Genomic DNA, 13,924 nt, shown 5'->3' with positions numbered 1-13,924 from the left:
GTGTGGGGTGGGTGACGGTGTTCGGGGTGCTTGTACTGGTGAGCGGCGGCACGGTGGGTGTCCGGGGGTGGGTACCCGCGGAGGGGCGTGTTTCGCCGCTTGTCAGTTAGAAGCTTTCCAGCATGCCGACCTGGGCATAGGAGGGCATGTCGAGGAGGCCATGGCCGGAGAGGCCGATGACGATGGATGGGCCGCTGCCGGGGGTACCTTGGTGCTTGCGGGCTTCCAGGAGTGCGCCGGCGAGTGCGTGGGTGGACTCGGGGGCGGGCACGATGCCTTCGGTGCGGGCGAGCAGGCGACCGGCTTTGAAGGTGGTTTCCTGCGGGAGTGCCATGGCGTCCATGAGGCCCAGGTGGTAGGCGTGGGACACCATGGGAGCCATGCCATGGTACCGGAGGCCACCGGCGTGGATGGGGTCCGGTACGAAGTCTGCACCCATGGTGTACATCTTCATGAGTGGGGTGGTTTGGGCGACGTCACCGAAGTCGTAGCGGAATTCGCCTTCTGTCATGGAGGGGCAGGAGGCGGGTTCTACGGCAACAACTTTGGTGGTGCAGTTGCCGGCGATAATTTCCCGGATGAAGGGGAAGGAGAGGCCGGCCAGGTTGGAGCCGCCACCAGCGCAGCCGAAGACGTAGTCGGCTTGTTCTTCTCCGAACTTCTTGAGCTGGAGGAGGGTTTCTTCACCGATGACGGTCTGGTGGAGCATTACGTGGTTGAGCACGGAGCCCAGGGTGTAGTGGGTTTTCTCGTCGCCGAGGGCTACTTCGACGGCTTCGGAGATGGCCATGCCGAGGGATCCGGTGGTGCCAGGGAACTTTTCGTTCATGGCGCGGCCGGCTTTGGTGTCCATGGTGGGGGAGCTGTAGCAGCGTCCTCCGTAGAGGTCCATGAGCATGCGGCGGTAGGGCTTGGATTCGTAGGAGGTGCGGACCTGCCACACCTGAACGTCAATGTCGAACATGGCGCCCGCGTAGCTGAGGGCGGCTCCCCATTGACCAGCACCCGTCTCGGTGGTGAGGTGCTCGATGCCTTCGATCTTGTTGTAGTAGGCCTGCGGCAGAGCGGTGTTGGTCTTGTGCGAGCCGACGGGGCTCACACCTTCGTACTTGTAGTAGATGCGGGCAGAAGTGCCAAGTGCCTCTTCTAGGCGACGGGCGCGGTAGAGGGGGCTGGGGCGCCACTGCGTGTAGAGCCGTCGGATCGGCTCGGGGATTTCTACGTAGCGGTCTTTGGTGAGCTCCTGGTGGCAGAGTTCGGCGGAGAAGAGCGGTTGGAGGTCAGCTTCGGTGACGGGCTCTTGGGTGACCGGGTGGAGGTGTGGGGCGCAGGGCTCGGGGAAGTCAGCGTTGAGGTTGTACCACTTGGTGGGCATCTCGGATTCGTCCAAGACGACTTTAGTATTCGGGGAAAGTTCGACAGTCATACTTGACAGTCTCTCACCACGATCAGGGGAAATCCATTTGAGTGGGGCTACTGCGGTAGCGGACGCTGTTTTGGGGTGGAAGTAGTCCCGAGAGATGTGAGTGGCGCCTAGAGGTTGACGTAGGCGGTAGGAGCGTAGGCGAGCACGGGGGCGAACTGACGGTTCACGTCACCCCAGTTGTTGAGGGCGTTGGTGACCTGCGGCATGGTGTCGGTCGAGGCGGCGAGGGCCATGGTACGGAGAGCTTCACCGATGGCGGCAACTTCTGCTTCAGTGGGGTTACCTTTAACGACGTCGAAAACCACGTCCGGCTTTACGGTCATCCGTTTACCCTTCTTACTGTCAGTCTCGCGGGGCGGCAAGTGGGTTGCTCTTCAGCTCCCGCTCCCGATGCGTTGGCGGTATCCAGCGCTTTTATGCTGCTACGTAAAATAACAGTTTAGCGCGGTGGTGCGAAAAACCTAATTACTGTGCGGTGGTCCGTCACTTTTCTCCTGCCGGCGAACTGGCGGCAATATTCCACAGGCTGGTGGCGCTCAGTCCCACTTCGGCAGCGAGTCGGCGAAGGGTGGGCAGGCTGAGCCCGATCACGTTGGAGGGGTCCCCTTCGATGGCATCAATAAACCAGCCGCCGAGCGCCTCCAGGGTAAAGGCGCCGGCACAGTTGAGGGGCTCACCGGATTCGGCATAGCGGCGGATATCGTCGTCAGTGGGGGTACCAAAGTGTACGACAGTGCGGGTGATGGCGGAGGCGGTGGCCTCTGAGCCTTCCGTTAGGCGAATAACGGTGTGCCCGGTGAGGAGTTGTGCAGAGGTGCCGCGTACATGTTGCCAGTGGGCGATGGTGCGTTCTACCGAAAGGGGTTTTCCTACCAGCTCACCGGTTGCAGTGAGCAGCATGGAATCGCAGCCAATGACAAGTGCGTCAGCTGCCACTGTCGGGTGGGCGGTACACAGTTGGTGGGCAACGTTTGCGGCTTTGGCGGCAGCGAGCTGTTGCACCAGTGTGGGGCCTGCGGGGAAGTGCCGCTTGAGTTCGTCCTCATCTGCCGTGGAGACGAGGACGAAGGGTTCAATTCCGCCGCTGCGAAGAATGTGTAGGCGGGACGGCGAGGCCGACCCCAACACCACAGTGGTCATTACAGCGGGATGTTGCCGTGGCGCTTCGGGTAGCTGGGGACCACCTTGCGCTCGAGAAGGCGCAGTGCGATGGCGATTTCGTCCCGTGTGTGCGATGGCGGAATGACGGAGTCCACAAAACCGCGTTCCGCGGCGATGTACGGGTTGACCACCTGTGTTTCGTACTCGGCCTGTAGCTTCGCGGTGAGGGCTTCTACATCCTCGCCCTTCTCGGCAGCCTCTGCGAGCTGCTGATGGTGCAGGCGGGGAACGGAATTTGCGGCATCGTCGATGGCGATCTGGGCGGTCGGCCAGGCCAGGTTGATGTCGGCGCCGAGGTGCTTGGAGCCCATGGCGTTGTAGGCTTCGCCGAAGGCTCTACGCACGACGACGGTGACACGTGGGGTGGCGGCTTCACCGTAGGCGTAGAAAAGCTTGGCGGCGGAGCGTACGGAGCCGGCTTGTTCTTCTTCCAGAGAGGGGAGGAAGCCGGGCACATCCACCAGGGTGACGATGGGAATGTTGAAGGCATCGCAGGTGCGGATGAAGCGGGCGGCTTTGTCGGCGGCAGCCTTGTCAATCGCGCCGGCGAGAACCTGCGGCTGGTTGGCGACGACTGCGACGGAGCGGCCTTCGATGCGGGCAAAACCGGTTAGCATATTGGCGGCGCGACCTGCCTGCACTTCCAGGAAGTCGCCATCGTCAACGAACCGGGTAATGATCTCCATCATGTCGTAGGTGGCGGCATCGGAGTCGGGAATAATGGCGTCGAGTTCCAGATCCTCCGGACGTGGGTGGCTTCCGGGTGCACCGGGAAGCTTCACCCAGGGCTGTTTGGGGGCTTCTGCCCGGTTGTTGGAGGGCAGGTGGGCGAGTAGTTCCTTGGCGTAGGTGAGGGCGTCTGATTCGTCGTCGGCCACGTAATGACAGAGGCCTGTCTTTTCCATGTGAACGTCCGCGCCACCCATTTCCTGGGTGGACTTGCCTTCGCCTCGCTCGGCGATCATTTCGGGGGTACCGAAGAGCATCTCCGACTGACCACGCACCATGATGACGAAGTCCTGCAGCGCGGAGGCGAAAACATTGCCACCGGAGCTCTGACCCAGTACCACAGAGATTTGTGGAATGAGGCCGGAGGCCTTCACCAGACGCTGGAAGATCTCTCCATAGAAGGCCAGCGAGTTAACGCCTTCCTGTAGTCGGGCACCGCGGCCGTCAATAATGGTGACGAGCGGCCGGCCGGTTTTAATAGCAAGGTCAAGGATCTTGACGATCTTCTCTCCTGTCACCTCGCCGAAGCTGCCTCCCAGTACGGTGGAATCAACGGAGAAGGCGCATACCGAGCGGCCATCGACGGTACCGTAGCCGGTAACCACGCCGTCTCCCACCGGTTTGAAGAATGCCAGGTCGTAGGAGTTGGAGCGGCTCTTCGCCAGCGCATCGGTTTCCACGAAGGAGCCTTCGTCGAACAACGCCACAATGCGTTCGCGAGCGGTCATCAAACCAGCCTCGTGAACTTTCTCAATAGCCTCGGCGCCGACAGGTGCCTCGGCTTCGGCCATGCGGCGACGAAGCTCGTTCAGCTTGCCGGCAGTGGTGTGAATACTAGGTGCGCCATTACTCATGAGCATTAGCTTACTCAACTGCGGCCTTTCTGGAGAACCGGGCATGGACCAGGTTGGGCTTTCCCGCAAAAATCTCGACTCCACCACCCCTCACCTCATGCACAGTGCACCCCGTAGAATGGCTAACAAGATGATGGTGCCCTTAGCTGCGCCATCAGTTTTTCTTCCCCGTGGAGTCCTCATGCCGCTCGTTCCCACTCGTCCACTCGATGTTGCCCTTATGCGCGCTGCTCTGGTTGACACTCCCACAACTACCTGGCAGTCCTTGGAGGTAGCGGACGTCACGGGTTCCACCAATAGCGATATGGTGCAGCGAGCCACCACGGACCCTACCTGCGACCGGGCTTTACTATTGGCCGAATACCAGACCAACGGCAGGGGCCGCTACACCCGCAGTTTTGTCGCCCCGCCCCATTCTTCCATCAGTTTCTCGGCTCTTATCCGCACACGTACGGTCACGCCCCAACGATGGGCGCTGCTGCCTTTAGCAACGGGGGTGGCAGTGATTGATGGGCTTCGCAGTGCCCTCCGGGAGGTCGGCGTTGATGCGGGTGTCGGTGCGGGAAGCGCCAGTGGGGCTCCGGGAGAAATCGATCTTTCTCTCAAATGGCCTAACGACATTCTCTGCAATGGCGGGAAACTGGCAGGCATGCTGGTGGAGATGGCGGCGGTGGATCGTACCTACCCCGATGGCAGTAGCGCCGCCGCGATTGTGCCAGGGGTAGGTATCAACGTCACCCAGTCTGCCGATGAACTGCCGGTTGACTACGCCGTGTCGTTGGCGATGGTCCTGGGAGACCGCACACCCAGCCGGGAGAATCTCGCTATCGCCATCTTCACAGAACTTGATCGGAGGGTGCGGGAATGGCGGCAGGGTGGCACCGCGATGCTGGAAGATTTTGTTGACCGCTGCTCCACCATTGGCCAGGAGGTGGATGTGCAGCTACCGGGTGGGGCGATGGCTCATGGAACAGCAGTGGATGTAGCGGAGGATGGCTGTCTGTTGTTGCGCACAGCTGGTGGAGCAGTCCAGGCGGTGCGAGCTGGTGATGTGCGACATGTTCGCGGAGGAGGCTGCTACCTGCCATGATTGAGTTATGAAGAGAAGCGGTGACTACCCAGAGAAGATCCTCGACCCGGGTGAGGAGATTCTCATTCACGAGCGCCCCCACTGGATCAGCCTGGCTCGTCCAACCATGCGGGCCATCCTGACGGTCATGCTCGTGATGCTACTGCTGGGGCTATCCGACACTCTCCAGGAGGAAGTCCTCCGGGACATTCTGCAGGCTGCACTTATCCTGGCGATGGTGACGGTGCTGCTGGTGTGGGTCGTCATGCCGGTCTTGCGCTGGTTGGGATCCTCCATCGTGGTCACCAGCGACCGCGTGGTGTTCCGACAGGGAGTGTTCCGTAAAGAAACCCTCTCTGTGTCGTTGGCTTGGCTACAAGCGGTGGATGTGGAGCAATCGTTGATAGGCCGCATGCTGCACTACGGTACTGTTCATATTTCTAGCTATGAACTCGGTGGACTGCAGTTTGACCGGGTTCCGCACCCGCACGATCTGGAGAGTTTCGTGCGCTCGGGAAGTGCCGAGTTGCAGCGCACAGGCGCCTATCCACAACGGGCGTACTACGCACCAGCCGAAGGCTATCCCGCTTATCCACCAGTGGGGGCAGGTTATGCGCCAATGCCTCCACTTGCTACTTACCAGTCGCCGGCGCAGACTCCGCTACAGCAGCCTCTGCAGCCACCCCCTGGGGTTCCTTACCGTCCTCCTTATACGGTGCGAGGGAACACTGCCGTTTATGGCGGGGGTGTACAAAAACCTCCCCGCCGGCGCGGATTATTCCGACGCTAACGGGGAGGGTGAAAGAGGACGCTGTAGGGGCGATGGCGCCTACATGTTGAGGTCAGCTTGCGTGGGCTTTGCTGCCATCCGCTCTTCTGGCGTGCGGTAGCGTTCCCGCCGGGCAACAGCGCGACTGGCGACGGTTCCCTTCCGGATGGGGGTCTGGCGGCGGGAGTGCTGCTTCCAGTCTTGCGTCATAGACACTGCTTCACCTGGTGCAAACTTGGGGGCGCGATGGGGCTTTGCCATCTCTTCCATTTCGGGGGCTTTGGGGAAGACAAACTTGTCGAAGGCCCACCAACGCCACAGCATGGCTAGCAGCATGCCGATGATGGAACCGAAGAGAAAGTCCCAGAGAGACACGGCAAGCTGTGAGGTGAGGCGTCCGCCGTGGCTCACCAGGGCGAGTCCCAGAATGTTGCGGGAGAACCACAGTGGGATGGCGTTGATGAGAATGCCGATTCCGGAGACGATGAAGAAGAAGGTCGCTTCGCGCCTGCTACGTTTTCCACCACGTTCTTGGAATGCCCATTCGGAGTTCAGAACATATGAGCAGACGACAGCGATGGTGACGGCCAGAATTTTGGCCATGGTGGCTTTCTGCTGCATGACAGTAAGTGTCAAGGCATAGAAAATGCCGTTGTCGATGACGAAGGTAATGCCACCGACGATGCCGAAGCGGATGAATTCGCGATGCTTGATGAGGAAGGGGCGCCACTTCTCCGGCATAAGTTTGAGGAGGGACTCTTCTATTTTCACAAAAGTCAGCTTACCTTCTTATGCCGTTGACGTGACACAATGGACATGGAATGCCAGGTCGACCCCCTCTGCGTCGGTATAGACCGGCGGAGGGATTCCGGGCGACATGGCATTATTCGCTATCCATCCTGCTCCTGCCGGAAGAGTGCTGCCCTATGCCTACCGCGCCACGTAAGTATCCCCCCGTCACCGAACGTATTATGCCCAAGGTCGCCATGATTGGAGGTGGGCAGCTGGCTCGCATGACGGCCCAGGCGGCCATCGAGCTGGGGCAGACGTTGCGGGTGGTGTCTCCTGGTCCTACGGAATCTGCCGCCCAGGTTACCCCCGACGTGGTGATCGGCGAGCATACGGATGTGGAGGCGATCCGTACTGCTGCACAGGGGGCGGATGTGGTGACCTTTGACCATGAGCATGTTCCTCAGGACGTGCTGGCGACGTTGCTGGCGGAGGGTGTGAACTTCCAGCCGCGGCCGAGCGCCCTCATTTTTGCCCAGGACAAACTGAAGATGCGGCGGCGTCTGCAGGAGATTGGTGCTCCGGTGCCCCCGTTTGCCCATCTGCAGAACGATGACGATGTGGCGCGGTTCTGGGAGGAGAACAACGGCGAGGTCATCATTAAGACGGCGCGTGGCGGATACGACGGCCATGGGGTGTGGGCCCCGAAGACGCTTGCTGAGGCACAGGAGATTGTGCGCACAGGTATCACGGAGCATGAGATGACGATGCTGGGCGAGTGGAAAGTGCCGTGGGTGGTGGAATTGTCTGCCCTGGTCGCTCAATCACCAGAGGGGCAAGGGGCAGTATGGCCCGTCACCCAATCCATCCAGCAGCAGGGTATTTGTGCTGTTGCGATGGCTCCTGCGCCCGGTCTGCCGGCGGAAGTAGCGACAGCTGCCCAACAATTGGGGCTGCGCATTGCCCAGGAGCTGGGGGTAACAGGGGTGCTGGCGGTGGAGCTGTTCTTGCTGCCGGATAACTCTTTGCTGGTTAATGAATTGGCGATGCGCCCCCATAACACTGGGCATTGGACGCAGGACGGGTGCATTACCAGCCAGTTCGAGCAGCACATTCGGGCGGTTTTGGATTATCCGTTGGGGGACGTCTCCATGCGTGTCCCGTTTACGGTGATGGCCAACGTGTTGGGTGCACCGGAGACTCCGGAGATGACGATGGACGAGCGGGCTCATCACCTGTTTGCGCGCTTCCCCAATGTGAAGCTGCATATGTACGGAAAAGGCGAGCGTCCGGGCCGTAAACTGGGACATGTCAACGTGTGTGGCCCGCTGGGTGGTTCGGTTGAGGACCCCGTCTATGTGGCGAAAGTACAGCGGGAAGCGGAGTTGGCGGCACATTGGATGTCCGCGGCAGAGTGGCTGGATGGCTGGGACCCGCATACCGGGATGCCGGCTGACGAGTGAACCAGCGTGCCTAAGCCGGCGACGTGAACGACAGCAATACTGAGATGGATGAGCGCCAGGTAAGGCGTGAAGAAAGGTGACGACGATGGCATCCTCCAACCCTTTGGTGGGAATTGTGATGGGGTCAGATTCCGACTGGCCGACGGTTGAGCCGGCGGTGGAAGCCCTGGATACGTTCGGTATCCCGTGGGAGGTGGGTGTGTATTCGGCGCACCGTACTCCGCAGCGCATGCTGGATTACGGCAAGGAGGCAGCTGGCCGGGGGCTGCAGTGCATCATTGCCTGTGCCGGTGGTGCCGCACATCTGCCAGGCATGATGGCAGCGGCCACGGCTTTGCCTGTTATTGGTATCCCGCGTGCTTTGAAGAACCTGGAGGGGATGGATTCGCTGTTGTCGATCGTGCAGATGCCCGCTGGCGTGCCGGTAGCTACGGTGTCGATTGATGGCGCGAAGAATGCCGGCTTGTTGGCTGCTCGCATTATTGGTGCGGCTGATGCGGAAGTGCGGGCTAAGATGGAGGCCTTTATGGCGGGGATGGAAGATGAGGTCGTGGGTAAACACGCGGCTTTGCAGAACCGCTTGGAACAGGATCGGTAGACCGGGCAGGCGCAGTCTACCGGGCAGAGCGCGGGGAGTGGCGAGTGCTGTTGTTCGCGCTCTTTTGTGTGTTGGCCGGGGTTGATGTGTCATCTGCACGTGATTGTTGCTCAGATGATTTGCCCGCTGTCCCGCGGGTGGAGGTGCGGGTTGACGTACGCCGGCCGGTGTTCTTCGGTTTTGAGATGTCTGTCATGAAGCGGGCAGGGGGACTCATCGGTTCAGCTTCGGGGAGACCGGGGGAGATGAAGTGGGAGCGTTGGTTGATTGCGCTGGTTTCTGGGCTGGGCGGGATTTCTGTTGGGGGGATGTCAGCGGAGGGGCTGAGGAGCCCAGTGAGTGCGTATTTGAGCTGCCGGCGCCAGGTGGCATTGGAGATGATACGGGACATGGAGCCGACGGAGAGGCTGGTGCCTTGCAGCATCATGATGACCATGGCGGCGAGTTCCATGTCGTCTTCGTCGCGTAGCTGGCTGGGGTCGACAGCCCGGCAGTGGTGGATGAGGGAGGCCAGCACTGCAAGCGATTCCCGTTGTGAGATACCAAGGCGCATAACGAAATAGTTAGCTAGGAAGCCGCGTTCGGAGCGTGCGAGTTGATCGAAAATGGGCTGTTCGCGTACGCGGATGACGAAGTCGAGGAGGGTATCGATGAGTTCCTCGACGGTGTCGACAAGTCGATAGCACTGGTTCATTACGTCCAGCATGATGGAGGTAACGAGGGAATAGAATACGGCGTTGATGTCGTTAAAGCGACGATACAGAGTTGGCCTAGAAATCCCTGCGCGGCTTGCAATTTCAGAGATCGTCGTGTTGTCGATGCCCTTTTCCATAATGACGTCATAGGCTGCACCGAGGATCTTGCCGTCAATATTGAGGGGCAAGTTCCACGAGTAGGGGACGGAGTTATGTGGTGTGGTCATATGGAAGAGTGAAAATTGAATGGCGCGCAGGCCACTGCGCTGCCGGGGGGGGGAGGAGTGTATATTGTGGCTCGCCCACTATGCTACGGGATTTAGTGCCGCTTTTTTCTTACACGGAGCAAGAAAACCGGTGTGCCTAGTAAACAGCTACTAGGCACACCGGGAAGAGTTAATAAAGTTGCCGTAGATTGTGTCCTACTTGACCAGGGTGTCGATCATTTCCTGGGCGGTGGGAAGGGCAGCGTCGCGGTCCTTCTTCACCAGGCCGACGCGGGTGCGGCGATCCAGAATGTCGTCGACGGTCATAGCGCCTTCGTGGGTGACAGCATAGGCGAACTCAGCACGGGTGATGTCCATGTCAGCAACCTGCTCCAGCGGGCGCTCGGCCGGGCAGGAGGAAACGACGTTGGGGGCTTCGTAGCCAAAACGAGCGACCAGCGAGGCAGGCAGTTTGTCCAGATCCGCCTTGGAAACGCCGACAGAGGCAGGGTGCTTGGGAGCACCGATGAAGGGGGTGGTGCGGGTGACGCAAGGGCCAGCGCTCAGGTGGCGACGCTTGACAACCTCGTCAACGGTCTCTTCTGCCATGAGGCGGTACTCGGTGAACTTGCCGCCCACGATGGAGATGAGGCCGTTCTTAGCTTCGATGATGGCGTGGCGACGGGACATGTCCGAGGTGGATCCGCCTTCACCGGAGTCGATGAGCGGGCGGTAGCCGGTGAAAGCGCCGATGACGTCATCGCGGGTGAGCTTCACTTCCAGGGCGCTGTTGAAGTTCTTGAGGAGGAAGTCGATGTCCTCTTCCGGAGTGGGGGGAACGTCGACGATCTCGCCGCGGGTTTCTTCGTCGGTAAGACCCAAGTAGATGCGTCCGAGCTGCTCTGGGATGGCGAAGAGGTAGCGGGAAATGGAGCCAGGCAGCGGCACAGTGAGCTGGCCAGTGGGGTTGCCCATCTTAGCTGCGTCGATCACCAGGTGGGTGCCGCGGGCGGGACGGAGCTTGATCTCGTTGTCGATGTGTCCTGCCCAGACACCGGCGGCGGAGACCACGGACTTGGCGTTGAGGGTGAAGCTCTTGCCGCCCAGTTGGTCGGTGACGGTGACAGAGGTGCCGGTTACGTCACTGCAGGCGGCGTGAGTGAGGACGAGGCAGCCCTTTTCTGCGGCAGTACGGATGGCGCAGGTAACGATACGGGCGTCGTCAATCATCTGGCCGTCGTAGAAGACCCAGGAGCCCTTGAGGCCTTCGCGGGCGACGCCGGGGCACATTTCGAGGGTCTTGGAGACGCTCTGGTAATGGGAGTGGGGAAGAATATCTCCGGAGGTGCCGGCAGCCATACGGAGGAGGTCGCCACCGATGAAGCCGACGCGGGAAGCGCCCTGCTGGACGGTGGTGGCGGCGTCGTTCAGCGGAACGACCTGGGCGATGGCGTGGACGAGGTGCGGAGCAATCTCCTCCAAGAGGATGCCACGTTCGACCGCGGAGCTGTGGGCGATACCGAGTTCCATCTTGGCGAGGTAGCGGAGGCCACCGTGGGCGAGCTTGGAGGACCAACGGGAGGTGCCGAAGGCAATATCTTCTTTTTCGATGATGGCGACTTTGAGACCGCGGGTAACGGCGTCGAGGGCCACACCGGCACCGGTGATGCCGGCGCCGATGATGATCATGTCGAGCTCATCGGCCGGCATCGAAGCAAGTTTCGTGAGAGTTTCGGTGCGGAGTTCAGGAGACAGTGCGCGAGGATCCTGCGAGGTCATGAGATAAATATCCCTTCAATGTTTTGGTTAGTTCTTCACGCCAAACGTCATCACTACCAAAACCGGAGGAGGCTGCCTGTGCGGAGAGAGCAGCGGCCTGGGTTATGACCAGAATCATAGTTGCCATGACGTGGGGATCGTCCTGGCGGATGAGGAGTGCTGCTTCCGGCTCTTCACCGTGTGCACGAGCCACGTCTGATACCTGGACTCGTTTGATGAGAGTTTCCAAGTAGCGGATGAGAGCGATTTGGCTCTGGCCGAAGCGTCGGAAGGAGTACGTGGTCAGCAGTTCGGGATCTGTCTCGATAATGGCCAGGAGGAATTTATTGTTCCGCGCTTTGTCGGTGTAGATCACGATGGTGTCAACCAATTCCTCGGTATCCGAAGGCATACGGGGCACGGTGTCTAGAATATCGAGGAGTTCCCGGGTGAGGAGGGCCGTGGCGAGGGCGGTGACGTCCTTGTAGCGGCGGTAGAGGGTAGGGCGGCTCACTTGGGCAGCTCGGGCAATTCCAGCCATGGTTGTGCGGCGTACACCATCTTGCACGATGCAGTTGAGGCCAGCTTGGATGATGGCTTCATCGACCGACATCGTGGTGGATTCTGGATTCTGAGGTGACTTAGGCACGGTTCAATACTCCCTTATGAATTACAGATTGTCAATAAGTGTTAATGTGTAAATGGCAATAGTTGGCAAAGTCACATTAGCGCTGCTTGCCTGGGGCACAGAACCTAATTGACGCATTGTGGGCCACGTCCACCCGCGCTAATAGAGGGAGTACTACCGGGGCTCACAGTGGGTTTGGCAGGTAGCTCAAGATCACTGGCGAAGACGGTTTTCCCGTCCTTTGTAGCCGGTCCCTCATAGTCGTCAGCGAGGACTACTCGCACGGTTCCAATAGGTACATCTGCGGAACTCTGGACAGGGAGACCACCCAAGTCTTTACTCACGGCATCTGCCGCAGCCATAGTCTGAGGATTACCCACCACCACACTAGTTGGGGTGTCATTGTCAGAGTTTCCAGTGTTCTGGGTCTGGTAGCCCAGGCCCTCTAGGTACTTGGCCACCGAACCAGCCAATCCGGCGAGAGAACCGGCGTTCAAGACTGATAGTGACACGGCAGAACGATCAATGTTGACGCGTTCCGGCTTCGGTAGTTCCCTCTTCTTCCCTGGTTTCTTGGCAGAACCAATGGTGCGCTCGACCCACGCCTTCACAGCCGGCGGATCGACTTCAATAGCACTTACCATGTCGCCGTTATCCAGATTCATATGAGCATCAGGGTTGACGACGGGGATCGTCGAGAACTTCACCTGCCCGCCGGTCAAGTGCTGTAGCTGCTGGGCGAACTGCACCACATCCCAGCCCTCGTTCACTACCACGGAGCGGTTAATCGCCAGCGTAAGCCGGTTCAGCGCATCCGGATTGGTGAGAACACCTGCGGAAAGCACCTTGCGCACCATAGAGGCCATATACGCCTGCTGCCGGGTAATACGGTCGAGGTCACCACGCAACAAACCGTGGCGTTGACGGACAAACGCAAGTGCCTTAGAACCACTCAGTGTCTGTACACCTGCACGGAAGTGTGCACCTGAGTAAGGGTCGTTGACGGCCTGGTTGAGACATACCTCCACGCCGCCCACAGCATTGGTAATCAGGACAAATCCCAGCAAGCCCACTTCGGCATAATGGTCCACCGTCACGCCGGTGAGATCAGCGACTGCACGGAGGAGGGCTTCACGGCCCGCATCAGTGGCAATCTTTTCGGCTTGTTGGGGAGACATGCCCTTGGCGAGTGCTTCCTGCTTGGCCAGCAGCAGCGTTTGCCCGTAGACACCGTTGATCTTGCCTTCGCCCAACTTTGGGGTGGAGATCCACGTGTCGCGGGGGATGGAGATAGCGGTAGCAGATCGGCCGTTGTGGGGAATACGCACCAGCAGGATGGTGTCCGTGTTGGTCGATTCCACATCATTGCCCGCGTGCAGCATGCGCCGTTCACTGGCAGTGAGGGGATTGCCTTTGGCATCAGTGCGAGAGTCCGAGCCAACGAGGAGGATGTCGGTAGCGCCGTCTGCCTCACCGCCCAGGGTAAGGAATGCGTTCGCGGTGTTGTGTTTGAGAGTGTCGATTTTTGACCAAGCGAAGGTCGACACAACGACGAGGAGGATGGCGATGATGGCGATAATTGGCCGCACAACGCGCGTCAGAACTGTCTGAGGAGCGCGGGCATTCATAGCATCTCCTTCCCTCGTCGATAACCCACCCACCAGGACTATTACTGGCGGATAACTAGAAGATCACTCTGTGGTAACAGAGTACTCTTACTAGCCTACGAAATAAGCTCTCCATTTCGACAATTGACGAGCCCACTCAACAAGAAAAAACTGAGGTGAGACCAAGAATTTCGGGTGCACTGCAGCAGCTGTTCCAGAAATGCACAGGGCT

The 13,924-nt window shown here is 59.7% G+C and carries 13 protein-coding genes; 4 read left to right on the top strand and 9 right to left on the bottom strand.

Annotated features, from left to right (window positions below):
• Window positions 1-106: 106 nt before the first annotated feature.
• From Q0X28_RS00615 to Q0X28_RS00600, 4 genes are all read right to left on the bottom strand, one after another.
• Window positions 107-1,426: a TrpB-like pyridoxal phosphate-dependent enzyme gene (locus Q0X28_RS00615; protein ID WP_296238028.1), complete on the bottom strand. Its 1,320-nt coding sequence runs from the start codon at window positions 1,424-1,426 to the stop codon at window positions 107-109.
• Between the two features lie 107 nt (window positions 1,427-1,533).
• A complete protein-coding gene (locus tag Q0X28_RS00610) occupies window positions 1,534-1,749 on the bottom strand; it encodes an acyl-CoA carboxylase subunit epsilon (RefSeq protein WP_296238027.1) in 216 nt (71 codons plus the stop codon).
• 160 nt (window positions 1,750-1,909) lie between these two features.
• Window positions 1,910-2,566, bottom strand: coding sequence for a Maf family protein (locus Q0X28_RS00605; protein ID WP_296238024.1), 657 nt, complete (start codon window positions 2,564-2,566; stop codon window positions 1,910-1,912).
• Window positions 2,566-4,176, bottom strand: a complete 1,611-nt coding sequence (locus Q0X28_RS00600) for an acyl-CoA carboxylase subunit beta (RefSeq protein ID WP_296238022.1) — start codon at window positions 4,174-4,176, stop codon at window positions 2,566-2,568. The genes Q0X28_RS00605 and Q0X28_RS00600 overlap by 1 nt, the downstream gene beginning before the upstream one ends.
• Here Q0X28_RS00600 and Q0X28_RS00595 point away from each other — a divergent pair.
• Together Q0X28_RS00595 and Q0X28_RS00590 are read left to right on the top strand one after the other, a co-directional pair.
• The gene (locus Q0X28_RS00595; RefSeq protein WP_298575450.1) at window positions 4,169-5,260 is read left to right on the top strand and encodes a biotin--[acetyl-CoA-carboxylase] ligase; all 1,092 of its coding nucleotides are present in this window, start codon (window positions 4,169-4,171) and stop codon (window positions 5,258-5,260) included. The genes Q0X28_RS00600 and Q0X28_RS00595 overlap by 8 nt on opposite strands.
• Window positions 5,261-5,267: 7 nt before the next feature.
• Complete coding sequence (locus tag Q0X28_RS00590; protein WP_298575447.1) at window positions 5,268-6,029, top strand: PH domain-containing protein; 762 nt, start codon at window positions 5,268-5,270, stop codon at window positions 6,027-6,029.
• Window positions 6,030-6,068: 39 nt separating this feature from the next.
• On the opposite strand, the gene Q0X28_RS00585 is transcribed toward Q0X28_RS00590, so the two are convergent.
• A complete protein-coding gene (locus Q0X28_RS00585; RefSeq protein ID WP_296238015.1) occupies window positions 6,069-6,779 on the bottom strand; it encodes a GtrA family protein in 711 nt (236 codons plus the stop codon).
• Between the two features lie 155 nt (window positions 6,780-6,934).
• Here Q0X28_RS00585 and Q0X28_RS00580 point away from each other — a divergent pair, with 155 nt between their 5' ends.
• Both Q0X28_RS00580 and purE read left to right on the top strand, forming a co-directional pair.
• On the top strand, window positions 6,935-8,200 hold the full coding sequence (locus Q0X28_RS00580; protein WP_296238012.1) for a 5-(carboxyamino)imidazole ribonucleotide synthase: 1,266 nt from the start codon (window positions 6,935-6,937) through the stop codon (window positions 8,198-8,200).
• Between the two features lie 85 nt (window positions 8,201-8,285).
• The gene (gene purE, locus Q0X28_RS00575) at window positions 8,286-8,798 is read left to right on the top strand and encodes a 5-(carboxyamino)imidazole ribonucleotide mutase (RefSeq protein WP_296238154.1); all 513 of its coding nucleotides are present in this window, start codon (window positions 8,286-8,288) and stop codon (window positions 8,796-8,798) included.
• A gap of 16 nt (window positions 8,799-8,814) precedes the next feature.
• Here the strand turns inward: purE and Q0X28_RS00570 are convergent, their stop codons facing one another.
• The 4 genes from Q0X28_RS00570 to Q0X28_RS00555 form a co-directional block, all read right to left on the bottom strand.
• On the bottom strand, window positions 8,815-9,720 hold the full coding sequence (locus Q0X28_RS00570; RefSeq protein WP_298575443.1) for a TetR/AcrR family transcriptional regulator: 906 nt from the start codon (window positions 9,718-9,720) through the stop codon (window positions 8,815-8,817).
• A gap of 195 nt (window positions 9,721-9,915) precedes the next feature.
• Window positions 9,916-11,478, bottom strand: coding sequence for a glycerol-3-phosphate dehydrogenase/oxidase (locus Q0X28_RS00565; RefSeq protein WP_298575439.1), 1,563 nt, complete (start codon window positions 11,476-11,478; stop codon window positions 9,916-9,918).
• Window positions 11,444-12,106 carry a TetR/AcrR family transcriptional regulator gene (locus tag Q0X28_RS00560; RefSeq protein WP_296238005.1) on the bottom strand — a complete coding sequence of 221 codons (663 nt, stop codon included), beginning with the start codon at window positions 12,104-12,106 and terminating at the stop codon, window positions 11,444-11,446. Before Q0X28_RS00560 ends, Q0X28_RS00565 begins: the two co-directional genes overlap by 35 nt.
• 104 nt (window positions 12,107-12,210) lie before the next feature.
• Entirely contained in the window at window positions 12,211-13,713 is a 1,503-nt protein-coding gene (locus tag Q0X28_RS00555; protein WP_298575436.1) for an LCP family protein, read from the bottom strand.
• Window positions 13,714-13,924: the final 211 nt, after the last annotated feature.

Origin of the sequence: uncultured Lawsonella sp., from assembly GCF_947252745.1 — a bacterium.
Taxonomy (GTDB): Bacteria; Actinomycetota; Actinomycetes; order Mycobacteriales; family Mycobacteriaceae; genus Lawsonella.
The sequence above is the reverse complement of the archived record's forward strand: the minus strand, read 5'-3'. Positions and strand labels throughout refer to the sequence as shown.

Excerpts from the sequence above, each read along its gene's own strand:
- Q0X28_RS00615 (WP_296238028.1), bottom strand. The coding sequence starts at position 1,426 with ATGACTGTCGAACTTTCCCCGAATACTAAAGTCGTCTTGGACGAATCC.
- Q0X28_RS00610 (WP_296238027.1), bottom strand. The coding sequence starts at position 1,749 with ATGACCGTAAAGCCGGACGTGGTTTTCGACGTCGTTAAAGGTAACCCC.
- Q0X28_RS00605 (WP_296238024.1), bottom strand. The coding sequence starts at position 2,566 with ATGACCACTGTGGTGTTGGGGTCGGCCTCGCCGTCCCGCCTACACATT.
- Q0X28_RS00595 (WP_298575450.1), top strand. The coding sequence starts at position 4,169 with ATGAGCATTAGCTTACTCAACTGCGGCCTTTCTGGAGAACCGGGCATG.
- Q0X28_RS00600 (WP_296238022.1), bottom strand. The coding sequence starts at position 4,176 with ATGCTCATGAGTAATGGCGCACCTAGTATTCACACCACTGCCGGCAAG.
- Q0X28_RS00590 (WP_298575447.1), top strand. The coding sequence starts at position 5,268 with ATGAAGAGAAGCGGTGACTACCCAGAGAAGATCCTCGACCCGGGTGAG.
- Q0X28_RS00580 (WP_296238012.1), top strand. The coding sequence starts at position 6,935 with ATGCCTACCGCGCCACGTAAGTATCCCCCCGTCACCGAACGTATTATG.
- purE (WP_296238154.1), top strand. The coding sequence starts at position 8,286 with ATGGCATCCTCCAACCCTTTGGTGGGAATTGTGATGGGGTCAGATTCC.
- Q0X28_RS00570 (WP_298575443.1), bottom strand. The coding sequence starts at position 9,720 with ATGACCACACCACATAACTCCGTCCCCTACTCGTGGAACTTGCCCCTC.
- Q0X28_RS00565 (WP_298575439.1), bottom strand. The coding sequence starts at position 11,478 with ATGACCTCGCAGGATCCTCGCGCACTGTCTCCTGAACTCCGCACCGAA.
- Q0X28_RS00555 (WP_298575436.1), bottom strand. The coding sequence starts at position 13,713 with ATGAATGCCCGCGCTCCTCAGACAGTTCTGACGCGCGTTGTGCGGCCA.